The 18,937-nt window shown below is 67.8% G+C and carries 20 protein-coding genes; 11 read left to right on the top strand and 9 right to left on the bottom strand.

Annotated elements, in window-relative coordinates; genetic code table 11:
* Positions 1 to 13: 13 nt before the first annotated feature.
* Complete coding sequence (locus HV798_RS05280) at positions 14 to 958, bottom strand: LysR family transcriptional regulator (RefSeq protein ID WP_175191766.1); 945 nt, start codon at positions 956 to 958, stop codon at positions 14 to 16.
* A 98-nt stretch (positions 959 to 1,056) separates the two neighbouring features.
* Here HV798_RS05280 and HV798_RS05275 point away from each other — a divergent pair, with 98 nt between their 5' ends.
* From HV798_RS05275 to HV798_RS05245, 7 genes are all read left to right on the top strand, one after another.
* Positions 1,057 to 2,532, top strand: a complete 1,476-nt coding sequence (locus HV798_RS05275) for an aldehyde dehydrogenase (protein ID WP_175191767.1) — start codon at positions 1,057 to 1,059, stop codon at positions 2,530 to 2,532.
* Between the two features lie 5 nt (positions 2,533 to 2,537).
* Positions 2,538 to 3,560, top strand: coding sequence for an NAD-dependent epimerase/dehydratase family protein (locus tag HV798_RS05270; protein WP_175191768.1), 1,023 nt, complete (start codon positions 2,538 to 2,540; stop codon positions 3,558 to 3,560).
* Positions 3,561 to 3,661: 101 nt separating this feature from the next.
* Entirely contained in the window at positions 3,662 to 4,648 is a 987-nt protein-coding gene (locus tag HV798_RS05265; RefSeq protein ID WP_175191769.1) for a tripartite tricarboxylate transporter substrate binding protein, read from the top strand.
* Positions 4,649 to 4,701: 53 nt separating this feature from the next.
* The gene (locus tag HV798_RS05260; protein ID WP_175191770.1) at positions 4,702 to 5,379 is read left to right on the top strand and encodes an RraA family protein; all 678 of its coding nucleotides are present in this window, start codon (positions 4,702 to 4,704) and stop codon (positions 5,377 to 5,379) included.
* On the top strand, positions 5,376 to 6,341 hold the full coding sequence (locus HV798_RS05255) for a 2-hydroxyacid dehydrogenase (RefSeq protein ID WP_175191771.1): 966 nt from the start codon (positions 5,376 to 5,378) through the stop codon (positions 6,339 to 6,341). Before HV798_RS05260 ends, HV798_RS05255 begins: the two co-directional genes overlap by 4 nt.
* The gene (locus HV798_RS05250) at positions 6,338 to 7,771 is read left to right on the top strand and encodes an FAD-binding oxidoreductase (RefSeq protein WP_175191772.1); all 1,434 of its coding nucleotides are present in this window, start codon (positions 6,338 to 6,340) and stop codon (positions 7,769 to 7,771) included. The genes HV798_RS05255 and HV798_RS05250 overlap by 4 nt, the downstream gene beginning before the upstream one ends.
* A 31-nt stretch (positions 7,772 to 7,802) precedes the next feature.
* Positions 7,803 to 8,762 carry a tripartite tricarboxylate transporter substrate binding protein gene (locus HV798_RS05245; protein WP_175191773.1) on the top strand — a complete coding sequence of 320 codons (960 nt, stop codon included), beginning with the start codon at positions 7,803 to 7,805 and terminating at the stop codon, positions 8,760 to 8,762.
* Between the two features lie 6 nt (positions 8,763 to 8,768).
* On the opposite strand, the gene HV798_RS05240 is transcribed toward HV798_RS05245, so the two are convergent.
* The 4 genes from HV798_RS05240 to HV798_RS05225 all read right to left on the bottom strand — a co-directional run bounded on the left by HV798_RS05240 (position 8,769) and on the right by HV798_RS05225 (position 11,218).
* Positions 8,769 to 9,389, bottom strand: coding sequence for a glutathione S-transferase family protein (locus HV798_RS05240; protein WP_175191774.1), 621 nt, complete (start codon positions 9,387 to 9,389; stop codon positions 8,769 to 8,771).
* An 18-nt stretch (positions 9,390 to 9,407) separates the two neighbouring features.
* Complete coding sequence (gene ampD / locus HV798_RS05235) at positions 9,408 to 9,986, bottom strand: 1,6-anhydro-N-acetylmuramyl-L-alanine amidase AmpD (protein ID WP_175191775.1); 579 nt, start codon at positions 9,984 to 9,986, stop codon at positions 9,408 to 9,410.
* A gap of 121 nt (positions 9,987 to 10,107) precedes the next feature.
* Positions 10,108 to 10,374 carry a PP0621 family protein gene (locus HV798_RS05230; protein ID WP_175191776.1) on the bottom strand — a complete coding sequence of 89 codons (267 nt, stop codon included), beginning with the start codon at positions 10,372 to 10,374 and terminating at the stop codon, positions 10,108 to 10,110.
* Between the two features lies 1 nt (position 10,375).
* Positions 10,376 to 11,218 carry a cytochrome C assembly family protein gene (locus tag HV798_RS05225; protein WP_025138167.1) on the bottom strand — a complete coding sequence of 281 codons (843 nt, stop codon included), beginning with the start codon at positions 11,216 to 11,218 and terminating at the stop codon, positions 10,376 to 10,378.
* A 106-nt stretch (positions 11,219 to 11,324) separates the two neighbouring features.
* Between HV798_RS05225 and ffh the strand changes: the two genes are divergently transcribed.
* A complete protein-coding gene (gene ffh / locus HV798_RS05220; protein ID WP_025138166.1) occupies positions 11,325 to 12,731 on the top strand; it encodes a signal recognition particle protein in 1,407 nt (468 codons plus the stop codon).
* Positions 12,732 to 12,856: 125 nt separating this feature from the next.
* On the opposite strand, the gene lysM is transcribed toward ffh, so the two are convergent.
* The 4 genes from lysM to trmB all read right to left on the bottom strand — a co-directional run bounded on the left by lysM (position 12,857) and on the right by trmB (position 15,465).
* On the bottom strand, positions 12,857 to 13,303 hold the full coding sequence (gene lysM / locus HV798_RS05215; protein ID WP_025138165.1) for a peptidoglycan-binding protein LysM: 447 nt from the start codon (positions 13,301 to 13,303) through the stop codon (positions 12,857 to 12,859).
* Positions 13,304 to 13,542: 239 nt separating this feature from the next.
* Positions 13,543 to 13,743, bottom strand: coding sequence for a sulfur carrier protein ThiS (thiS, locus tag HV798_RS05210; protein ID WP_175191777.1), 201 nt, complete (start codon positions 13,741 to 13,743; stop codon positions 13,543 to 13,545).
* Positions 13,744 to 13,753: 10 nt separating this feature from the next.
* Positions 13,754 to 14,695: a prolyl aminopeptidase gene (gene pip, locus HV798_RS05205; RefSeq protein ID WP_175191778.1), complete on the bottom strand. Its 942-nt coding sequence runs from the start codon at positions 14,693 to 14,695 to the stop codon at positions 13,754 to 13,756.
* The gene (gene trmB, locus HV798_RS05200; RefSeq protein WP_175191834.1) at positions 14,695 to 15,465 is read right to left on the bottom strand and encodes a tRNA (guanosine(46)-N7)-methyltransferase TrmB; all 771 of its coding nucleotides are present in this window, start codon (positions 15,463 to 15,465) and stop codon (positions 14,695 to 14,697) included. The genes pip and trmB overlap by 1 nt, the downstream gene beginning before the upstream one ends.
* A gap of 201 nt (positions 15,466 to 15,666) precedes the next feature.
* Between trmB and HV798_RS05195 the strand changes: the two genes are divergently transcribed.
* The 3 genes from HV798_RS05195 to HV798_RS05185 all read left to right on the top strand — a co-directional run bounded on the left by HV798_RS05195 (position 15,667) and on the right by HV798_RS05185 (position 18,833).
* Complete coding sequence (locus HV798_RS05195; protein WP_025138160.1) at positions 15,667 to 16,563, top strand: LysR family transcriptional regulator; 897 nt, start codon at positions 15,667 to 15,669, stop codon at positions 16,561 to 16,563.
* Between the two features lie 132 nt (positions 16,564 to 16,695).
* Positions 16,696 to 17,889: a CaiB/BaiF CoA transferase family protein gene (locus tag HV798_RS05190; RefSeq protein ID WP_175191779.1), complete on the top strand. Its 1,194-nt coding sequence runs from the start codon at positions 16,696 to 16,698 to the stop codon at positions 17,887 to 17,889.
* Positions 17,886 to 18,833, top strand: a complete 948-nt coding sequence (locus HV798_RS05185; protein WP_175191780.1) for a hydroxymethylglutaryl-CoA lyase — start codon at positions 17,886 to 17,888, stop codon at positions 18,831 to 18,833. The genes HV798_RS05190 and HV798_RS05185 overlap by 4 nt, the downstream gene beginning before the upstream one ends.
* Positions 18,834 to 18,937 lie beyond the last annotated feature (104 nt).

Raw genomic sequence — 18,937 nt, 5'->3', positions numbered from 1 at the left:
GGCCGCGTGAGGGTCAGGCGGCCCCTGCCAGCGGCGGCAGCGGCAACAGCTGCCGTGCAATGTTCTCCATGGCGATTTCCAATTCCGCGACCAGCGCCTGAGCGGCGGGCGACAACGAGCGATCGCGCCGGTGCAGCAGGCCAATGTAGCGGCGCGCCGACGCATCGCACAGCGGGGCGGCACGCAGCCCCGCCAGATTCAATTCCGGTAACGCCAGGCGCGGCAGTACGCTCACGCCCAGGCCCTGGCGCACCATGCTGGCCGCGGTGCCCATGTTGGTCACGTCGTAGCGCAGCGCGGTGACCGGCGCACCGACTTCATCACGCACCGCGCGGTCGAATTGCTGCCGCGCGTTCGAACCCTGCGACAGCAACACCAGGTCATAGCGCAGCACGTCGCGCCAATGCAGCATCCCCGGCGCATCCCCCAGCGGATGGCCAGCGGGAAAGATGGCGCAGAAGCAGTCTTCGGCCATCGGCGTGAAAGACAGGTCGGACACCGGCTCGGCCAGCGCGCCCACCGCGAACTCGATCTGGTTGGTGCGCAGCATGGCCATCAACTCATCGTTGTGCGCTTCCACGACCCGTATTTTCAAGGCCGGATGCGCCCGGCTCAGCGTGCCCACGGCCGCGGGCAGCAAGGCCAGGGCGGTTGACGGCAGGGCGCCCAGCGCAACGCTGCCGCGCCGCACGGCCGCCAGGTCCGCCAGGCTGCGGTAGGCCTCTTCCAGGTCGGCGATGGGCCGTTGCACCCGGGCATAGAAGTCCTGGCCCGCGGAAGTCAGGCTGATGCTGCGCGTGGTGCGTTCGAACAGGCGCAGGCCCAGCACTTCTTCCAGGTCCTGGATCAGGGCCGTGAACGACGGCTGCGTGACGCCCAGCTGATTGGCCGCGTGCGTGAATGAACCGGTGTCCACCGCCAGCAGAAAGGCCTTGAGCGGCCGGTATTTGATATTCATAGCCATAGACTAAGAATATTAGAAAAATATCTATTTGTGTCTAATAATCGACCGGCCGATGATGACGCCTACCGAAGAACTCCCGGACCCAAGACGTTATGGACGCATCGAGCCACAAGCCCTTCCGCTTGGGCGCCAACTGGCGCCACAGCCAAGACGGCGACGCCGTCATCACCTCCATCAATCCGGCCGACGGCAGCATTGCCGGCATCGTCACGCGCGCCACGGCGCAGGACGTGGACGCCGCCGTCGCCATTGCCTGGGACGCGTTCCAGAACAAGCCCTGGCGCAAGCTGCGTCCCGACCAGCGCGCCACCACCCTGTATGAGATCGGGCGGCGCCTGTCCGCCGAGCGCGAGCCGCTGGCGCGCTTGCAGATGCAAGACAGTGGCAAGCCCTGGAAAGAATGCCTGAACATGGTCGACAGCGCGGCGGGGCATTTCCGCTATTACGCCGCCGTGTGCGAGACCTGGCAGAACGAGATGACCTCGCCGCGCGGCGAATATTTCTCGATGGCCCTGGCTGAACCGTTCGGCGTCATCGCGGCGATCACACCGTGGAATTCGCCCATCATGAACGAAGCCCAGAAGGCCGCCCCGGCACTGGCTGCCGGCAATGCCGTGCTGCTCAAGCCCTCCGAGGAAACGCCGCAGCTGGCGCTGGAACTGGCGCGGTTGTGCAGTGAAGCCGGCCTGCCCGAAGGGTTGTTGACGGTGCTGCCCGGCCATGGCGAAGACGTGGGCGCGGCGCTGGTCAAGCATCCCGGCGTACGCATGGTGTCGTTCACCGGCGGCACCGAGACCGGCCGCATCATCGGCGGCATCGCGGGCCAGCGCCTGATTCCGGTGGGCCTGGAACTGGGCGGCAAGTCGCCCCACATCGTGTTCGACGACGCCGACCTGGACCGCGCGGTGGCGGGCGTGATCTCGGGCATCTTCGGTTCGGCCGGCCAGAGCTGCGTGGCCGGCTCGCGCCTGTTCGTGCAGAAATCCCTCTACAAGCGTTTCATGGACGAACTCGTGACGCGCACGCAGCAGGTGCGCGTCGGCCTGCCGGACGACCCCGCCACGCAGATGGGCCCGCTGGTGTCGCGCGCCCATCGCGACAAGGTCGCGGGTTACGTGGATATCGGCCGCGCGGAAGGCGGCCGGGTGCTGGTGGGCGGCGCCGCCCCGTCGCAGGCCGCGCTGGCCAACGGCTGGTTCTACCTGCCCACCATCATCGACGGCCTGGGCAACCACGCGCGCGTGTGCCAGGAAGAGATCTTCGGCCCGGTGCTGGTGGCGCTGCCCTTCGACGACGAAGACGACGTGATCCGCCAGGCCAACGACATCCCCTTCGGCCTGGGCGCCGGCATGTGGACGGGCGACTACGCCCGCGCCTGGCGCGTGGCCCGCGACATCGAAGCGGGCTCGGTCTGGATCAACACCTACAAGCAATCGCACATTGCCACGCCGTTCGGCGGCTTCAAGGCCAGCGGCATCGGCCGCGAAAAAGGCCTGCACGGCCTGCGCCTGTACAGCCAGGTCAAGAGCCTGTACTGGGGCATGCACGACAAACCGATGGGACTCTGAACACCATGACGACTGAAAAGAAAAATGCGGCCCTGACGCTGGCCGATTCCCGCATCCTGATCGCTGGCGCCGCCAGCCTGGTGGGCTCGCACACCGCCGACGCGCTGCTGGCCGCCGGTGTGCGCGAGGTGATCCTGCTGGACAACTTCGCCTTCGGCACGCCCGAAGCCATCGCCCACCTGCAGGACAACCCGCGCGTGAAAGTGGTGCGCGGCGACCTGATGCGCCTGCCCGACCTGCTGGCCGCCACCGAAGGCGTGGACGGCGTGCTGCACCTGGCCGCCTACATGACGCTGGGTTTTGCGCAGACGCCGTGGCAGGCGGTCGACGTGAACGTGCGCGGCGCGCAGAACATGCTGGAAGCCTGCCGCGTGAACAAGGTCAGGAAAATCGTCTTCGCCTCGTCCAATGCCGTGTATGGCTACGGCACGGGTATCGCGGGCGCGCTGGTGGAAAACGGGCCCTTCCATTCCGTGGGGGCGCCGCCCGCCGCCATCCTGTACGGCGCGTCCAAGATCATGGGCGAACAGCTGTGCCGCCAGTACTACCAGAAGGCCGGCCTGGACTACGTGGTGCTGCGCTATTCCACCGTGTACGGCGAACGGCAGCACTACCGCGCCGCCAATTCGCTGTACATCATGGAAACCTACGACCGCGTGCGCAAGGGCGAACGCCCCGTGCTGCCGGGCGACGGCACCGACACCAAGCATTTCGTGCACGTTTCGGACGTGGCGCGCGCCAACGTCGCGGCGTTCCAGAGCGCGGCCACCGACGTGGCCGTGAACGTGTCCGGCCCCGCGCCCATCACCACGGGTGAGCTGGTGCGCTTGGTGCTCGACTACTGCAAGAGCGACCTGCAGCCCGAGATCAAGCCCGACCCCCCGGGCACCGTGCGCCTGACCTCGGGCGGCGCGTTTCATATTCCGCACGACCTGGCGGGCCAGCACATTGGCTGGCAGCCCAAGGTCGGCATGGCCGAGGGCGTGGCGCGCCTTCTGGCCTGGCGCGAGCAGCAAGGCGACGGCTGACGTTACGAGCCAGCCGCGCCCGTGCAGTCCCGTGCACCGCGCCATAGAGCGCGGGCACTTAAAAAAAGTGCCGATCAGGCACACCACAAGGAGACAAGGCAATGAGAAAGCTGAAAAGCATGGGCGGGGCGCTGCGGGCCCTGGGACTGGCGTTGGGGCTGGCATTAGGCAGCGCCGTGGCATCGGCCGCGGGCTTTCCCGACAAGCCGGTGACGCTGGTGGTGCCGTATCCGCCGGGCGGCGCCACCGACGTGATCGCGCGGCTGATCGCCGAGAAGCTGCCCGCGGCCTGGGGGCAGCAGGTCATCGTCAACAACCGCCCGGGCGCGGGCACCACCGTGGCCGCCGAAGCCGTGGCCCGTGCGCCCGGCGATGGCTACACGCTGTACATGACGACGGCGGCGCACACCATCAGCGCCAGCCTGTACAAGAAGCTGAACTACGACCCGCTCAAGGACTTCGCGCCGCTGACGCTGACCTCGACGATTCCGCTGGTACTGGTGACCGCGCCGTCGCTGCCGGTAAAGAACCTGGACGAACTCATCGCCTACGGCAAGGCCGCGCCGCAGGGCCTGAGCATGGCGTCCACCGGCAATGGCACGCCCCAGCACCTGACGGGCGAACTGTTCAAGGCCAAGACGGGCATGAAGCTGGTGCACGTGCCGTATCGCGGCGACGCGCCGATGCTGACTGACCTGATCGGCGGCCAGGTGCAGATGGCGTTCGTGACCCTGTCGGCGGCGCTGCCGTACATCCAGTCGGGCAAGTTGCACGCGATTGCGCTGGCGCATCCGCGGCGGGTCGAGGCCATCGGCCAGGTGCCCACGCTGGACGAAGCCGGCATGAAGGGCTTCGAAGCCGCGACCTGGTTCGGCCTGTTCGCGCCCGCCAGCATGCCGGCGGACCTGCGCGAGAAGATCTATCGCGACGTCGCCAAGATCGTCGCCACGCCCGAGATGACCAAGAAGCTGCAGGACATGGGCGGCGAGGTGAACAACAGTTCGCCGCAGCAGTTCCAGTCTTTCATCAACGCCGAAGCGCAGCGCTGGGCCGAGGGCGTCAAGCTTTCCGGCGCACAGATCGATTAACGCCCGTTCACTCCGAGATGGCCGCCGCGCCATCCCGACAGGAGACCCGCAAGATGAGCACTACCGAACACGCTTTGCTGGCGCGTTGCGCCGCCTATGGCACCAGCACCTGGGCCGACGCCATGGATACCCTGGGCATCGCCGGGGTGGTGCAGGGTATCCCGCGGCGCGGCGGGCACGGCCGCATTGCCGGCTTTGCCGTCACGGCCCGCCACGTCAGTGGCGGGCTGGGCGACTTCGACCGCGCCGATTTCGCGGTGGGACGCCTGGTGGCCGCCACCGGCCCCGGCCGCGTGCTGATGGTGGACGCGGGCGGCGCCTGCATATCCACCTTTGGCGGCATTGCCTCGCTGGCCGCATCCAGGCGCGAGGCCACGGGCGTGGTGATCGACGGCGCCTGCCGCGATGTCGACGAAATCGAAGCCACCGGCTTGTGGCTGGCGGCTCGCCATGTCACGCCCTTGACGGGCAAGACGCGGCTGCGCCTGCAAGCCATGGGCCAGCCCGTCACCATTGGCGGCGTGACGGTGGCCGAGGGCGACCTGGTGGTGGGTGATGACACCGGCCTGGTGGTCGTGCCGCGGGCGCAGCTGGAAGCGGTGCTGGCCGCGGCGCAGCACGCACAGGACACCGACGCGCGGGTGGAACAAGGCATTCGCGACGGCCTGTCGTTCGCCGAAGCCGCCGCTGCCGCGAACTACATCCCCGCCCGTGCCGGAGCGCCTGCGTGACTGCCGCCTACGACATCGTCCAGGTGGCATCGCTGGGGCCGGCATTCGACCAGCAGCTGGCGTCGCGCTACCGGGTCCTGCCCGCCTGGCGCGAACCGCAAGGGCTGGCCGCATTCGGAGACGAGCTGCGTGATCTGCGCGTGGCCGTCACCTCGGTGCGTCACGGCTTCACGCAGGCCATGTTCGACGCGCTGCCGGCCTTGCAGGCGGTATGCAGCTGGGGTGTCGGCCACGACACGCTGGACTTGCAGGCGGCGGCGCGGCGCGGCATCGGCGTCAGCGTCACGCCCGATGTCCTGGACGACTGCGTGGCCGACCTGGCCTGGGCGCTGCTCTTGTCCGCCGCCCGCCGCACGGCCGTGGGCGATCGCTACGTCAAGAGCGGCCAGTGGCGCGCCCTGGGGCAGTTTCCAGTGACCACGCGGGTATCCGGCAAGCGGCTCGGCATTCTGGGGTTGGGCCGCATCGGCGAAGCCATCGCGCGGCGGGGGGCGGGGTTCGACATGGACGTGCGCTATCACAACCGTACGCCGCGGCCTCAGGCGCCATACGGCTACGAGGCTCGCCTGGTCGATCTGGCCGAGTGGGCGGATTTCCTGGTGGTCGCCTGCGTCGGCGGCCCCGCCACGCGCCATCTGGTCGACGCCGCCGTCATTCGCGCGCTGGGCCCGCAGGGCATCCTGGTCAACATCGCGCGCGGCAGCGTGGTGGACCAGGCAGCCGCGTTGGCGGCATTGCGCGCGGGCGAACTGGGTGGCGCCGGCCTGGACGTGCTGGAACGCGAACCCACGCCCGCCACGGAATTCGCCGATCTCGATCAGGTATCCCTGATGCCCCACGTGGGCAGCGCCACCCGCGAAACACGCGCCGCCATGGCACAGTTGGTGCTGGACAACGTGGCGGCCTTCATGGAAAGCGGCAAGCTGCTCACGCCGGTGGCCGTGCGGGAATGGCAGCCATGACCGCGCCCGGCGTGCCAAGCCATGCGGCGTTGCTGGCCGACCTGGTCGCCTGCCTGGGCGCCGCCCAGGTCTTGACGGGCGCGGATGCCGAACCCTACCTGACCGATTGGCGCCGGGCCGTCACCGGCCGCGCGCTGGCCGTGCTGCGGCCAGGTTCCTGCGACGAGGTGGCGCACGTGGTGCGCCTGTGCGCCGCCGCTGGCGTGCCCGTGGTGCCCCAAGGCGGTAATACCGGCCAAGTCGCCGCCGCCACGCCGAGCGCGGACGGTGGCGCGGTGGTGCTGTCGCTCGTGCGCATGAATCGCATCCGCGCCGTCGACCTGGATGGCGACACCATCACGGTCGAAGCCGGCTGCGTGTTGCAGGCGGTGCAGGACGCCGCCCGGCAGGTGGGCCGCCTGTTCCCGCTGTCACTGGGGGCCGAGGGTAGCTGCACCATCGGCGGCAACCTGGCCACCAACGCCGGCGGCACGCAGGTGCTGCGCTACGGCAATGCGCGCGAACTGGCGCTGGGGCTGGAAGTCGTCACGCCGCAAGGCGAGATCTGGCATGGGCTGCGCGGACTGCGCAAGGACAACACCGGCTACGACTTGCGCGACCTGTATATCGGCAGCGAGGGCACGCTGGGCGTCATCACTGCCGCGGTGCTCAAGCTGTTTCCGTTGCCGCGGGCGCAGCGCACCGCCCTGATCGTCGTGCCGGACCTGCACGCGGCGCTGCGTCTGCTGCAACGCGCCCGCGCGGGCTTTGGCGCCGCATTGACCGCGTTCGAAGTCATGGCGGCGCCGTGCCTGCACGACGTGGTGCGGGCGTTTCCCGCGCAACGCCTGCCTTTTCCGGCGCTGCACGATAAAGCCTGGTGCGCGCTGCTGGAAATCTCCGACAGCGAAGACGAACAGCATGCGCAGACGCTGCTTGAAACCGTGCTGGCGGTGGCGTTGGAGGCCGGCGAAGCGCTCGATGCCGTCGTGGCGGTATCCCAGGCGCAGAGCGACGCCTTCTGGCACTTGCGCGAAAGCATCACGCTGGCGTTGGCGCAGGCCGATGCGTGCGTCAAACACGATATCTCGCTTGCCGCCTCGCGCATTCCCGATTTCGTGCGGGCCACGGACCAGGCTTTGGCGCAAGCGTTTCCGGGCGTCGCGATGCGCGTGTTCGGCCACCTGGGCGACGGCAACCTGCACTACAACCTGCTGCCCCCGCCGGGCGCGCGGGAAGCCGACATCCAGCGCCTGGTGCACGACCGCGTGCACGCGGCGGGCGGCTCGATCAGTGCCGAACAAGGCATCGGCCAGCGTCGCGTCGACGACCTGCAACGCTACAAGGGTGCGGTGGAACTGGCGCTGATGCACCGCATCAAGCAGGCGCTGGACCCACAGGGCCTGATGAATCCGGGCAAGGTCCTGGCGGCCGATCCCCCCAATACATAAACACAAACAAGAAAGTACCCAGGAGACAAGCATGTTTTTTTCGAGCAAGACCGTCGCGCGCGCCGCGCTTTCCGTCGCGGGACTCTGCGCCGCGTTGCCCGCATGGGCCTGGCCCGATCATCCGATCGAACTGATCGTGGGCTTTGCGCCCGGCGGCGGCACTGACCTGACCGCGCGTTCGCTGGCGGTGTTCCTGGAAAAGGAATTGGGCGCCACGGTGGTGGTGCAGAACAAGCCGGGCGCGTCCAGCGCCATCGCCCTGTCGTACGTGGCCCGTGCCAAGCCCGACGGCTATACGCTGGCGATGACCAACATGCCCGGGCTGGTGTCCCTGCCCATTGAGCGCAAGGCGGGCTTCACCACTGGCGACTTCACCTACCTGGCGAACCTGGTGCGCGACCCCAGCGCCTTCAGCGTGGCGGCCGACAGTCCCTACCAGACGCTGGACGCGCTGATCGCCGCGGCAAAAGCCAAGCCCGGCGCCATCAGCTACGGGTCCACTGGCGTGGGCACCGACGATCACCTGGCCCTGGTGTTGTTCCAGAACCTGACGGGCACGCAGCTGAACCATGTGCCCTACAACGGCGCGGGGCCGCTGCGCAGCTCGGTGCTGGGCGGGCATACCGTGATCGGCGGGTTGAACCTGGGCGAAGTGATGCCCTATCACGGCAAGAACATGCGGGTATTGGCGCAGGCCAGCGCCGAACGGTCGCCGCTGGGGCCGGACGTGCCGACCTTCAAGGAATTGGGCGTGAACCTGGTGTTTGCGTCCGAGCGCGGCATCGTGGCGCCCAAGGGCCTGCCGGCGGACGTGGCCGGCAAGCTGCGCAAGGCCTTGGGCAACGTTGCCGCCAACCCGGAATTCCAGGCCCAGATGAAGCAGCAGTTCACCGAAATGGACTACCTGGACGGCCCGCAATGGCAAGAGCGCCTGAAAGGCGACGACACCCGCCTGCGGGCCATCTGGGCCAAGACGCCCTGGGTCGAATAAGCGGGCTTATTCCAGCGGCAGCGTCAGCACGCCCTGCGGCGCGGGGCGCATCATCACGCGGCGGTACCAGGCCGACAGGGCGGGCGTGTCCGGGCGTTCGATGGGCAGGGCCAGCCAGCGATGCGCCGAACAGACCAGGGCGATGTCACCGATGGTCAGCTGGCGGCCGGCGATGAATTCGCGGCCTTGCAGCGCCTGGTCCAGGATCTGGGCGCGGGCGTTGCTGCGCTTGACCGACAGGTCGATGGCGGCGCGGTCGCGCTTGTCTTCGGGCGTACGGATCAGGCCCAGGAAGGCCGGGCCCATGGCGCCTTGCCATTCGGTCGTCTGCCAATCCATCCAGCGGTCGGAATCGGCCCGCATGCAGGCGTCTTCAGGCCACAGCGTGCCGGCGCCGTAACGCGAGGCCAGGTAGCGCACGATGGCGTTCGATTCCCACAGCACGAAGCCGCCGTCGTCGATGGCGGGTACGGTGCGGTTGGGATTGATCTTGGCGTAGTCCGGCGTGTCGACCACGCCGAACGGGCCGCCCGCCTGGATGAATGTGTGCGGCAGCGCCAGTTCGCGCACCGCCAGCATGACTTTCTGCACGTTGACGGAAGTCAGGCGTCCCCAGATCTTCAACATAACGAATCCTTGTAAGGGTCAGGCGGGCGGCAATTGCCGCCGCGCAAAGCCGCTGTCGCGCGAAAAGCGCGTCCAGTTGAATGCGGGCCCCGGGTCGGTCTTGCGGCCCGGGGCGATGTGCTCGTGGCCCCAGGCGGCCGCCAGGGGATAGCGCGTGCGCAGCACCGGTGTCAGCTTGCGCAGCGCTACGTATTGCTCGTCAGTGTAGGGCAGGGTGTCCGTGCCCTCCAGCTCGATGCCGATCGAAAAATCATTGCAGCGCTCGCGCCCCGCGAACCTGGACACGCCGGCATGCCAGGCGCGGGCGTCGGTGGACACGAACTGCACGATGCGGCCGTCGCGCCGGATGAAGAAGTGCGCCGATACCCGCAGCCCGCGCAGCCGTTCCAGCCAGGGATGCGAGCCGTAGTCCAGCGTGTTCAGGAACAGCCCGGCGACCTCGGGGCCACCGAACTGCCCCGGCGGCAGGCTGATGTTGTGCAGGACCAGCAGCGACACCTGCGTGCCCGGCGGGCGCGCGTCGCAGTTGGGGGAGGGCAGGCGGGAAACACCAGGGGCCGGCGCCAGCCAGCCATGTCGATCCAGAAGCAGGGCCATGGGAAGGAAGCATGCATGTTGTATCCAACATGCATTATGCCTGCGCGGCGCAGCGGGTCGGTTGGAGCGGTTTTGGGCCTGCGTAAACAGCGCACACAGACCCCAACCAGCCCCTTCCGTCCTATTTCGCTGCGGGCCCCAGCCGCGCGTGTTCCAGGCTGCACCAGGTGTGGCCGCCTTGCAGCAGCGCTTCCGAGCGCGGCAGGTGGATGCCGCAGTGGGCGCAGCGGACCATGGATTCGGGGGCGCCGGGGGCGGGTTGGCCGGCCGCGGGGCGCGGCTTGGCGCCTGGGGGCGGGGCCTGGCGGGCGGCGGCCATGCGGCCGGCGATGCGGGCCACGAACAGCACCAGGATGATGACGACGATCCAGAACAGCAGCTTGCCCACGTCAGCCTCGATGCAGAATGACTTCCAGCACAAACCGGCTGCCGGTATAGGCCAGGATAAGGAACCCGAAACCCGTCAGGGTCCAGCGCAGGGCCACGCGGCCGCGCCAGCCCCAGATGTGGCGGCCGGCCAGCAGCACCCCGAAGGTCAGCCAGGACAGCAGGGTGAACACCGTTTTATGGTCGAACGGCAGGATCATGCCGGTCAGCTTCATGGACGCCACCGACCCCGACCCCACGGCCAGCGTCAGCACCACGAAACCGATCCAGATGATGCGGAACAGCAGTTGTTCCTGCACCAGCAGCGGCGGCTGGGAATCGAGCACCCGGCCGATGATGCTGCGTTCAGCGGGGGCGTCCAGGGGGCGGTGCAGATGGCGGTCCAGCAGGGCCATCATCATGGCGTGCAGGGCGGCGATGGTGATCAGGCCGTAGGCCGCCAGGGCGATCAGCAGGTGGACGCGCAGCCAGGGGTTGTCGGCATGGGGCACGAACTGCCCCTGGGGAAACAGGGCCGCCAGGCCGCTGGCCAGGGTGGCGGCGGGCAACAGCAGCAATTGCAGGCCGTCGATGCGCACCAGCAGGCTTTCCAGCCAGAACACCACCAGGCCCAGCCACACGGCGGCGGACAGCGCCAGTGCCCACCCTATGAACAGGTGCGGGGCCCCCAGCATGGATTGTTGCAGGCCGATTCCATGCAAAACCAGGGCCCCCAGCAGGCACGCCCGGGCGATTTTGCCCGTGTGCTCGACTTCCCCGGCGCCCGCCAGGCGCACCCAAAGGGAGCCTCCCAGCACTGCGTACGCCAAGGCAGCCGCTGTGTGAAATACAATGCCTAGTGACATAGAAACCGTTGTCTGGATGGGGCCTTGGGGTGCATACCACCGGAAAGCGCAGAATCCGCGCCTGCGGCCACCGTTCAATCAGCTAGTTTAAGCGGAAACGCCTCTCATGCTCGATAACCTAACTCAACGCCTTTCGCGCGTCGTCAAGACGCTGCGCGGCGAAGCCCGCCTGACCGAGGCCAACACGCAAGAGATGCTGCGCGAAGTGCGCATGGCATTGCTTGAGGCCGACGTGGCGCTGCCCGTGGTGCGCGAATTCGTCGCCCGGGTCAAGGAAAAGGCGCTGGGCGAAGAAGTCGCCGGCAGCCTCAGCCCCGGCCAGGCCCTGGTGGGCGTGGTCCACAAGGAACTGACCGCCCTCATGGGCGGCGACCTGGGCGCCGATTCCGGCGAACTGTCGCTGGCCGTGCAGCCGCCCGCCGTCATCCTGATGGCCGGCCTGCAGGGCGCCGGTAAAACCACCACCACCGGCAAGCTGGCTCGCTGGCTGTCCGAAGGCCAGCACACCCAGCATGGCCGCAAGACCGGCAAGAAAAAGGTCCTGGTGGTGTCCGCCGACGTCTATCGTCCGGCCGCTATCGACCAGTTGAAAAGCGTCGCGGCCCAGGTCGGCGTCGATTTCCTGCCGTCCGACCCCAGCCAGAAGCCCGAAGACATCGCCCGCAACGCGGTCGACCATGCCCGCCGCCACCACTACGACGTCCTGATCCTGGACACGGCCGGCCGCCTGGGCATCGACGAAGCCATGATGCGCGAAATCCGCGCCCTGCATGACCTGGTCAAGCCGATCGAAACGCTGTTCGTGGTCGACGCCATGCAAGGCCAGGACGCGGTCAACACCGCTCGCGCCTTTGCCGAGGCCCTGCCGCTGACCGGCGTGGTGCTGACCAAGCTGGACGGCGACGCCCGCGGCGGCGCAGCCCTGTCGGTACGCCACGTGACCGGCAAGCCGCTCAAGTTCGTCGGCGTCTCGGAAAAGCTGGACGGGCTCGAACCCTTCTACCCCGAGCGTATGGCGCAGCGCGTGCTGGGCATGGGCGACATCGTCTCCCTGGTCGAGCAGGCGCAAAAGAACATCGACATCGCCGAAGCCCAGAAGCTCGCGGCCAAGATCAAGTCGGGCAACAAGTTCGACCTGAACGACTTCCGCGACCAGCTCGGCCAGGTGAAAAAGCTGGGCGACATGGGTTCGCTGCTGGAAAAGCTGCCGGCCCAGTTCCAGCAGGCCGCCGGCCAGCTGCAGGGCGGCCAGGCTGAAAAGCAGTTGCGCCGCACCGAAGGCATCCTCAATTCCATGACCGCCGCCGAACGCGCCAAGCCCGAACTCATCAAGGCCTCGCGCAAGCGCCGCATCGCCGCGGGATCGGGCGTGCCCGTGCAAGAGGTCAACCGCCTCCTGGCCCAGTTCGAACAGATGCAGGGCATGATGAAGCAGATGAAAAAGGGCGGCATGGCCAAGATGATGCGCGCCATGGGCGGCATGAAGGGCATGGGCCGCTTCATGAAGGGCTGATGGGTCAGCGCCAAAAAAATGGCCAGACGTTGCGTCTGGCCAAGTAATCGCGGCGGCAGGGGGTTCTGCGCCGCGATGCAAGCCGACCACTGCAAAGGCGCAGCCGGCTTGTTCGCTGTTCTGATTTACGACAGGGGCGGAATGCGCAGCACCTGGCCCGGGTAGATCTTGTCGGGGCTGGTCAGCATCGGCTTGTTGGCCTCGAAGATCAGGGTGTTCTTGGCGCCCTGGCCCTTGCCGTACTGCGCTTCGGCGATCTTCCACAGGTTGTCGCCCTTTTGCACCGTGTACATCTTGGCTTCGGGGGCGGCCTGCTTGACCTTCAACTGGTTGTCCACCGCGGCCACGCCGACGGTGTTGCCCAGCGCCAGCGAGATCTTCTCGGCGGCTTCGGTGCTGGCGGCTTCGCCCGCCACCGTGACCTTGTCGCCGTCCACGGTGATCTGCAGGCCGTCGGCGTTCAGGCCGTGCTTATCCAGTTCTTTCTTCAGTTCGTCCGCCGTTGCTGCCTTGGCTTCGCTGGCGCCGAAGAGCTTTTCCCCAACATCCTTGATGAAATTGAGCAGACCCATAGTGTTTCCTTTATCTATGTTGCGGTGAGAAAAAGGCGGCCGTAGAACCTCACGGCGGCAACGACGATTATGACCCCCTCTGTCGTCGACAGACGAGGGGTTAACGTGTAACAGGTTGCTAGCCTTCTGTCAGGTTACGCAAGAGTGCAAGGATGTTGCATCAGCCTGCCCGCCATAAAAAAGGGCTGCATCGCTGCAGCCCTTTGTCGACATCCATCGGCGGGTCGCCCCGGGGGCGATCAGCCTCCGCCCACCGCCACGACGATCTCGATCTGGTCGCCGTCGGCAAGCGCAGTCTGGCCGTGCTGGCTCTTGGGGACGATCTCGCCGTTGCGTTCCACCGCCACGCGCTTGCCGGCGTAGCCCAGGGTTTCGAGCAGTTCGTTCACCGTGGTGTCCAGCGGGAACTCGCGGGCGTCTCCGTTCAGGGTGATGTGCATGCTGGTCTCCTTAGCGTTTTGCGTAGGCGTCGGTGGTCGCGATCAGGCGCGCCAGCGTGCCGGGTTCGTCAAAGGCATGGCCCGCGTCGGGCACGATGTGGAAGTCGGCTTCCGGCCACGCGCGGTGCAGGTCCCAGGCCGTGCGCATGGGGGTGCAGGTGTCGTAGCGGCCCTGCACGATGGTGCCGGGAATGCCGCGCAGCTTGTGGGCGTCGCGGATCAGCTGGCCTTCTTCCATGAAGCCGGCATTGACGAAATAGTGGTTCTCGATGCGGGCAAAAGCCAGCGCGGCGCGGTCGGCGGCGTGGCTTTGCTGGTGGCGCGGGCTGGGCAGCAGCGTGATCGTGCTGTCTTCCCATTTGCTCCAGGCCTTGGCCGCGCGCAACTGCTCGGCGGGGTCCGCACCGGTCAGGCGCTTGTGATACGCCGTGACCAGGTCGCCGCGCTCGGCTTCGGGGATGGGCGCCAGATATTCTTCCCAGCGGTCGGGAAACAGCCACGACGCGCCTTCCTGGTAGAACCAGTCGATCTCGGCGCGGCGCAACGCGAAGATGCCGCGCAGCACCAGTTCGCTGACGTGGTCCGGGTGCGTTTCTGCATACGCCAGCGACAGCGTCGAGCCCCACGAGCCGCCGAACACCAGCCACTTGTCGGCGCCCATCACTTCGGCGCGCAGGCGTTCGATGTCGGCGACCAGGTGCCAGGTGGTGTTGTTGTCCAGGCTGGCATGCGGCGTCGAACGGCCGCAACCGCGCTGGTCGAACAGCAGCACGTTGTAGCGCTGCGGGTCGAACAGCTGGCGATGTACCGGCGAGCAGCCGCTGCCCGGGCCGCCATGCAGGAACACCGCCGGCTTGCCCTGCGGATTGCCGCAGAGTTCCCAATAGACCTGGTGGCCGTCGCCGGTATCCAGGAAGCCGTGGCGGTAGGGTTCAATCGACGGATAGAGCATCAGGCGACTCGCTTGAAGATCAGGTCCCAGACGCCGTGGCCCAGGCGCAGGCCGCGTGTCTCGAATTTGGTCAGGGGGCGGTAGTCCGGGCGCGGCGCGTAGCCGTCCGCGGTGTTTTGCAGCAGGGGTTCGTTGCCCAGCACTTCCAGCATCTGCACCGCGTATTCTTCCCAGTCGGTGGCGCAATGGATGTAGCCGCCGGGGGCGATGCGGCTGGCCAGCAGCGCGATGAACGGCGGCTGCACCAGGCGGCGCTTGTGGTGGCGCTTCTTGGGCCAGGGGTCGGGGAAATAGATGTGCACGCCGGCCAGGGAATCGGGCGCGATCATGTCGCGCACGACCTCGACGGCATCGTGCTGGATGATGCGCAGGTTCGGGATGCTGGAATCTTCAATGCGGCGCAGCAGCGAGCCCACGCCGGCGTTGAACACTTCCACGCCCAGGAAATTGTCGCCGGGGCGGGCCAGCGCGATCTTCTCGGTGGTCTCGCCCATGCCGAAGCCGATTTCCAGCACCGTCGGCGCCGCGCGGCCAAAGGCGGCGGCGGGGTCCAGGCGGCGCGGCGCGTACGGAATGGACCATTGGCCCATCAGGCGCTCCAGCGCGGCCAGCTGGCCCTGGGTGATGTGGCCGCGGCGGTGCACGAAGCTGCGGATGTGGGTAGCGCCGGGGCTGTTCGGCGCGTGCGGCGTGCTGGCCAGCGCGGCCTGCGTTTCCGGGGAAATGGGCGCGGCGGCGGCGTCGCCGGCGGGTGTTGCGGGGGTGTTCACAGGCGTGGTCGCGGAGTTGTTCGCGGGGGTGTCCGCGGGCTTGTTCGTAGTCATGGGGGGAATTGTAGTGGCAGGCCAGCCCGGCCGCCGCGCCCCAGGGTGATAAAAATGGGGACATATTTATCCCGAATTGCTCCGGCGATGCGGCTATAGTTCCCTGCCTGGTTCCCTGCACCGCGCCTGCCGCCCCGGTTTCTTTTCATGAACGTTGCCCGCTTCGACCTCGTCACGCTTTCCCTGTTTGTGTCCGTGGCACGCCAGGGCAGCATTTCGGCCGGCGCGCGCCAGTCGCATCTGGCCGTGGGCGCGGCCAGCAAGCGGATTTCCGACCTGGAGGCCGCGCTGGGCACCGCGCTGCTGTACCGCAACGCCGCCGGGGTGGAACTGACCGACGCCGGCCAGGCCTGCCTGGTCCATGCGCTGCGCGTGCTGCAGGAAGTGGAACAGATGGCCGGCGCGCTGTCCGACTTTGCCCAGGGCGTACGCGGCCAGGTGCGCATCGCCGCCAATACCTCGTCGCTGACGCAATTCCTGCCCGAAGACCTGGCCGCCTTCATGGACGGTCACCCGGCCGTGCGCATCGACCTGGAAGAGCAGAACAGCAGCGACATCGTCACCGCCGTGCTGGAAAACCGCGCCGATATCGGCGTGTTTGCCGACCGCACTCCGGCCGACGGCCTGGCCACCTTTCCCTACCGCCTGGACGAACTGGTGCTGATCGTGCCGCAGCGCCATCCGCTGGCCGGTGAACCCCAGGTAGCCTTTGCCGACACGCTGGCCTACGACTACGTCGGCCTGCCGCCCGCCACGTCCCTGGCCACGCGCCTGGCCGATGAAAGCGGGCGCCTGGGCCGAGCGATACGCCTGCGCATCCAGGTGCGCAGCTTCGATGCCATCTGCCGCATGGTGTCGGCCACCCGCGGCGTGGGCATCCTGCCGCGCATCGCCGCCGAGCCGCATGCGCGCTCGATGCCGATCAAGCTGATTCCCCTGACCGACGAGTGGGCGCGCCGCTGGCTGCTGCTGGGCGTGCGCGATGCCGACACGCTGACCGTGGCGGCCCGCCTGCTGCTGGCGCATCTGCGCAGCGACAGCTGATTCCTGCGGTTGCGGGTTTGCCCGGGGTTTCTCGTTCCGGGAATGCCCCTTTCCCCGATTGTCCATTCCGCCCGGCGCCGCTTTGCGCGCACACTGCCGTCCATTGATATCGAGTGTCGCCAGGGAGGCGAAATGGCAGGGCAGATTCTTGCCGGCATCCGCGTGCTGGAGCTGGGCCAACTGATAGCAGGGCCGTTCGCCGCCAAGACGCTGGCGGACTTTGGCGCGCAGGTCATCAAGATCGAGCCGCCAGGGCAGGGCGACCCGCTGCGCAAATGGCGTTTGCTGCATGAAGGCACGTCCGTATGGTGGGAAGCGCAGTCGCGCAACAAGCAGTCGGTGTGCGTGGACCTGCGCCAGCAGGAAGGCCAGGACATCGTGCGCTTGCTGGCCCGGCAGGCCGACGTGCTGATCGAGAACTTCCGCCCCGGCACCCTGGAAAAATGGGGCTTGTCGTGGGAAACCCTGCATGAATTGAACCCCCGCCTGATCATGCTGCGCATTTCGGGTTACGGCCAGACCGGCCCCAAGTCGCGCGAACCCGGCTTTGCCGCCATCGGCGAAGCCATGGCCGGCTTGCGCTACCTGAACGGCGAACCTGGCCGCGCCCCGGTGCGCGCCGGCCTGTCGCTGGGCGACACCATCGCCGGCCTGCACGGCGCGCTGGGCGTGATGCTGGCGCTGTACCAGCGCGATGCGCGCGGCGGCGTGGGGCAGGTGATCGACGCCGCGCTGTACGAAAGCCTGTTCAATCTCAGCGAAAGCCTGCTGCCGGAATATTCCGTGTTCGGCGCCGTGCGTGAACCTGCCGGGGCCGCGCTGCCCGGCATCGCGCCGTCCAACGCCTACCCCTGCGCAGATGGCTACGTGCTCATCGCCGGCAATGGCGATGCCATCTACTCCCGCCTGATGGCTCGCATCGGCCGCAACGACCTCGGGCAGGACCCGGACCTGGCGCACAACGACGGCCGCGCCCGGCGCGTCGCCGAGATCGACGCGGCCATCGGCGCCTGGACGCACACCCGCCACATCGACGACGTGCTGGCCGCCATGCGCGAAGCCGACGTGCCTGCCGGCCGCATCTATTCCGTGGCCGACATCGCCGCCGACCCGCACTACCGCGCCCGCAACGCCATCACCACCGTCGCATCCGCGGCCGGCGTTGCCGTGGAAATGCCGGCCGTCTTCCCCTGCCTGTCGTCCCATCCCGGCGCGGTGCGCGAGCGCGCGCCCACCCTGGGCGAACACACTGACACCGTGCTGGCGCAGGCGGGCCTGACGGACGCACAACGCGACGCGCTGCGCGCCAAGGGAGTCATCGCATGAACACCGGCCCCGCCCAGATAGAAATCAACGAAGTCGGCCCCCGCGACGGCCTGCAGATCGAAAAAGCCCTGGTCGCCACCGACGACAAGGTCGCCCTGGTCGATGCCCTGTCCGACTGCGGTTTCGCGCGCATCGAAGTCACCAGCTTCACCTCACCCAAGGCCATTCCCGCCCTGGCCGACGCCGCCGACGTCATGGGCCGCATCCGCCGCCTGCCCGGCGTGATCTACACCGCGCTGGTGCCCAACATCCGCGGGCTGGAACGCGCGCTGGAAGCCGGCACCGACGAGATGAACCTCGTTATGTCGTGCAGCGAAACCCACAACCGCGCCAACCTGCGCATGACGCGCGACCAGTCCTATGCCGAACTGTCGCAGGTGCTGGCCGCGGCCGCGCAGACCGGCACGCCGTGCAACGTATCCTTGTCCACCGCTTTCGGCTGTCCGTTCGACGGCGACGTCGCGGCCGAGCAGGTGCTGGACCTGGCCGCGCGCCTGGTGGATGCGGGCGCCGCTGGCATCACGCTGTGCGACACCACGGGCATGGCGTTTCCTACGCAAGTGGCCGCGCTGTGCGAACAGGCGTTCACGCGCTTGCCCGGCGTGCCGCTGACCGTGCACCTGCACAACACGCGAGGCATGGCCCTGGCCAACGCGATGGCCGCCTGGCAGACCGGCATTACCCGCTTCGACGCGGCGGCCGGCGGCCTGGGCGGATGCCCCTACGCGCCGGGCGCCAGCGGCAACGTCAACACCGAAGAACTGGTGCATATGTTCGCCTGCATGGGCGTGGACACCGGCGTATCGCTGGAACCCCTGATGGCCATCGTGCGCGGCTTGCCTGCCCTGGTGCAGCGGGACCTGTCCAACGCCTTGCTGCAAGCCGGCCCACGCCTGGCGACGCACGCGGCACCGGCGTGGCTGGCTGAACGATTTCCACCGTAATGCGGCGGCAGTCCCACCGCCGCGCCATAGCAGGCGGCGCTTGTCGCCTGTCAGTACCGCAGTCAGATCCATCGTTTTTGACCACACTATAAAAATCCAAGGAG

It is taken from the genome of Achromobacter deleyi (assembly GCF_902859705.1).
In the GTDB taxonomy this organism is placed as follows: Bacteria; Pseudomonadota; Gammaproteobacteria; order Burkholderiales; family Burkholderiaceae_B; genus Achromobacter; species Achromobacter deleyi.
Note: the sequence above shows the minus strand (reverse complement) of the source record. Positions and strands in the feature narration are given on the sequence as shown.

Excerpts from the sequence above, each read along its gene's own strand:
- HV798_RS05280 (WP_175191766.1), bottom strand. The coding sequence starts at position 958 with ATGAATATCAAATACCGGCCGCTCAAGGCCTTTCTGCTGGCGGTGGAC.
- HV798_RS05275 (WP_175191767.1), top strand. The coding sequence starts at position 1,057 with ATGGACGCATCGAGCCACAAGCCCTTCCGCTTGGGCGCCAACTGGCGC.
- HV798_RS05270 (WP_175191768.1), top strand. The coding sequence starts at position 2,538 with ATGACGACTGAAAAGAAAAATGCGGCCCTGACGCTGGCCGATTCCCGC.
- HV798_RS05265 (WP_175191769.1), top strand. The coding sequence starts at position 3,662 with ATGAGAAAGCTGAAAAGCATGGGCGGGGCGCTGCGGGCCCTGGGACTG.
- HV798_RS05260 (WP_175191770.1), top strand. The coding sequence starts at position 4,702 with ATGAGCACTACCGAACACGCTTTGCTGGCGCGTTGCGCCGCCTATGGC.
- HV798_RS05250 (WP_175191772.1), top strand. The coding sequence starts at position 6,338 with ATGACCGCGCCCGGCGTGCCAAGCCATGCGGCGTTGCTGGCCGACCTG.
- HV798_RS05245 (WP_175191773.1), top strand. The coding sequence starts at position 7,803 with ATGTTTTTTTCGAGCAAGACCGTCGCGCGCGCCGCGCTTTCCGTCGCG.
- HV798_RS05240 (WP_175191774.1), bottom strand. The coding sequence starts at position 9,389 with ATGTTGAAGATCTGGGGACGCCTGACTTCCGTCAACGTGCAGAAAGTC.
- ampD (WP_175191775.1), bottom strand. The coding sequence starts at position 9,986 with ATGGCCCTGCTTCTGGATCGACATGGCTGGCTGGCGCCGGCCCCTGGT.
- HV798_RS05225 (WP_025138167.1), bottom strand. The coding sequence starts at position 11,218 with ATGTCACTAGGCATTGTATTTCACACAGCGGCTGCCTTGGCGTACGCA.
- ffh (WP_025138166.1), top strand. The coding sequence starts at position 11,325 with ATGCTCGATAACCTAACTCAACGCCTTTCGCGCGTCGTCAAGACGCTG.
- lysM (WP_025138165.1), bottom strand. The coding sequence starts at position 13,303 with ATGGGTCTGCTCAATTTCATCAAGGATGTTGGGGAAAAGCTCTTCGGC.
- thiS (WP_175191777.1), bottom strand. The coding sequence starts at position 13,743 with ATGCACATCACCCTGAACGGAGACGCCCGCGAGTTCCCGCTGGACACC.
- pip (WP_175191778.1), bottom strand. The coding sequence starts at position 14,695 with ATGCTCTATCCGTCGATTGAACCCTACCGCCACGGCTTCCTGGATACC.
- HV798_RS05195 (WP_025138160.1), top strand. The coding sequence starts at position 15,667 with ATGAACGTTGCCCGCTTCGACCTCGTCACGCTTTCCCTGTTTGTGTCC.
- HV798_RS05190 (WP_175191779.1), top strand. The coding sequence starts at position 16,696 with ATGGCAGGGCAGATTCTTGCCGGCATCCGCGTGCTGGAGCTGGGCCAA.
- HV798_RS05185 (WP_175191780.1), top strand. The coding sequence starts at position 17,886 with ATGAACACCGGCCCCGCCCAGATAGAAATCAACGAAGTCGGCCCCCGC.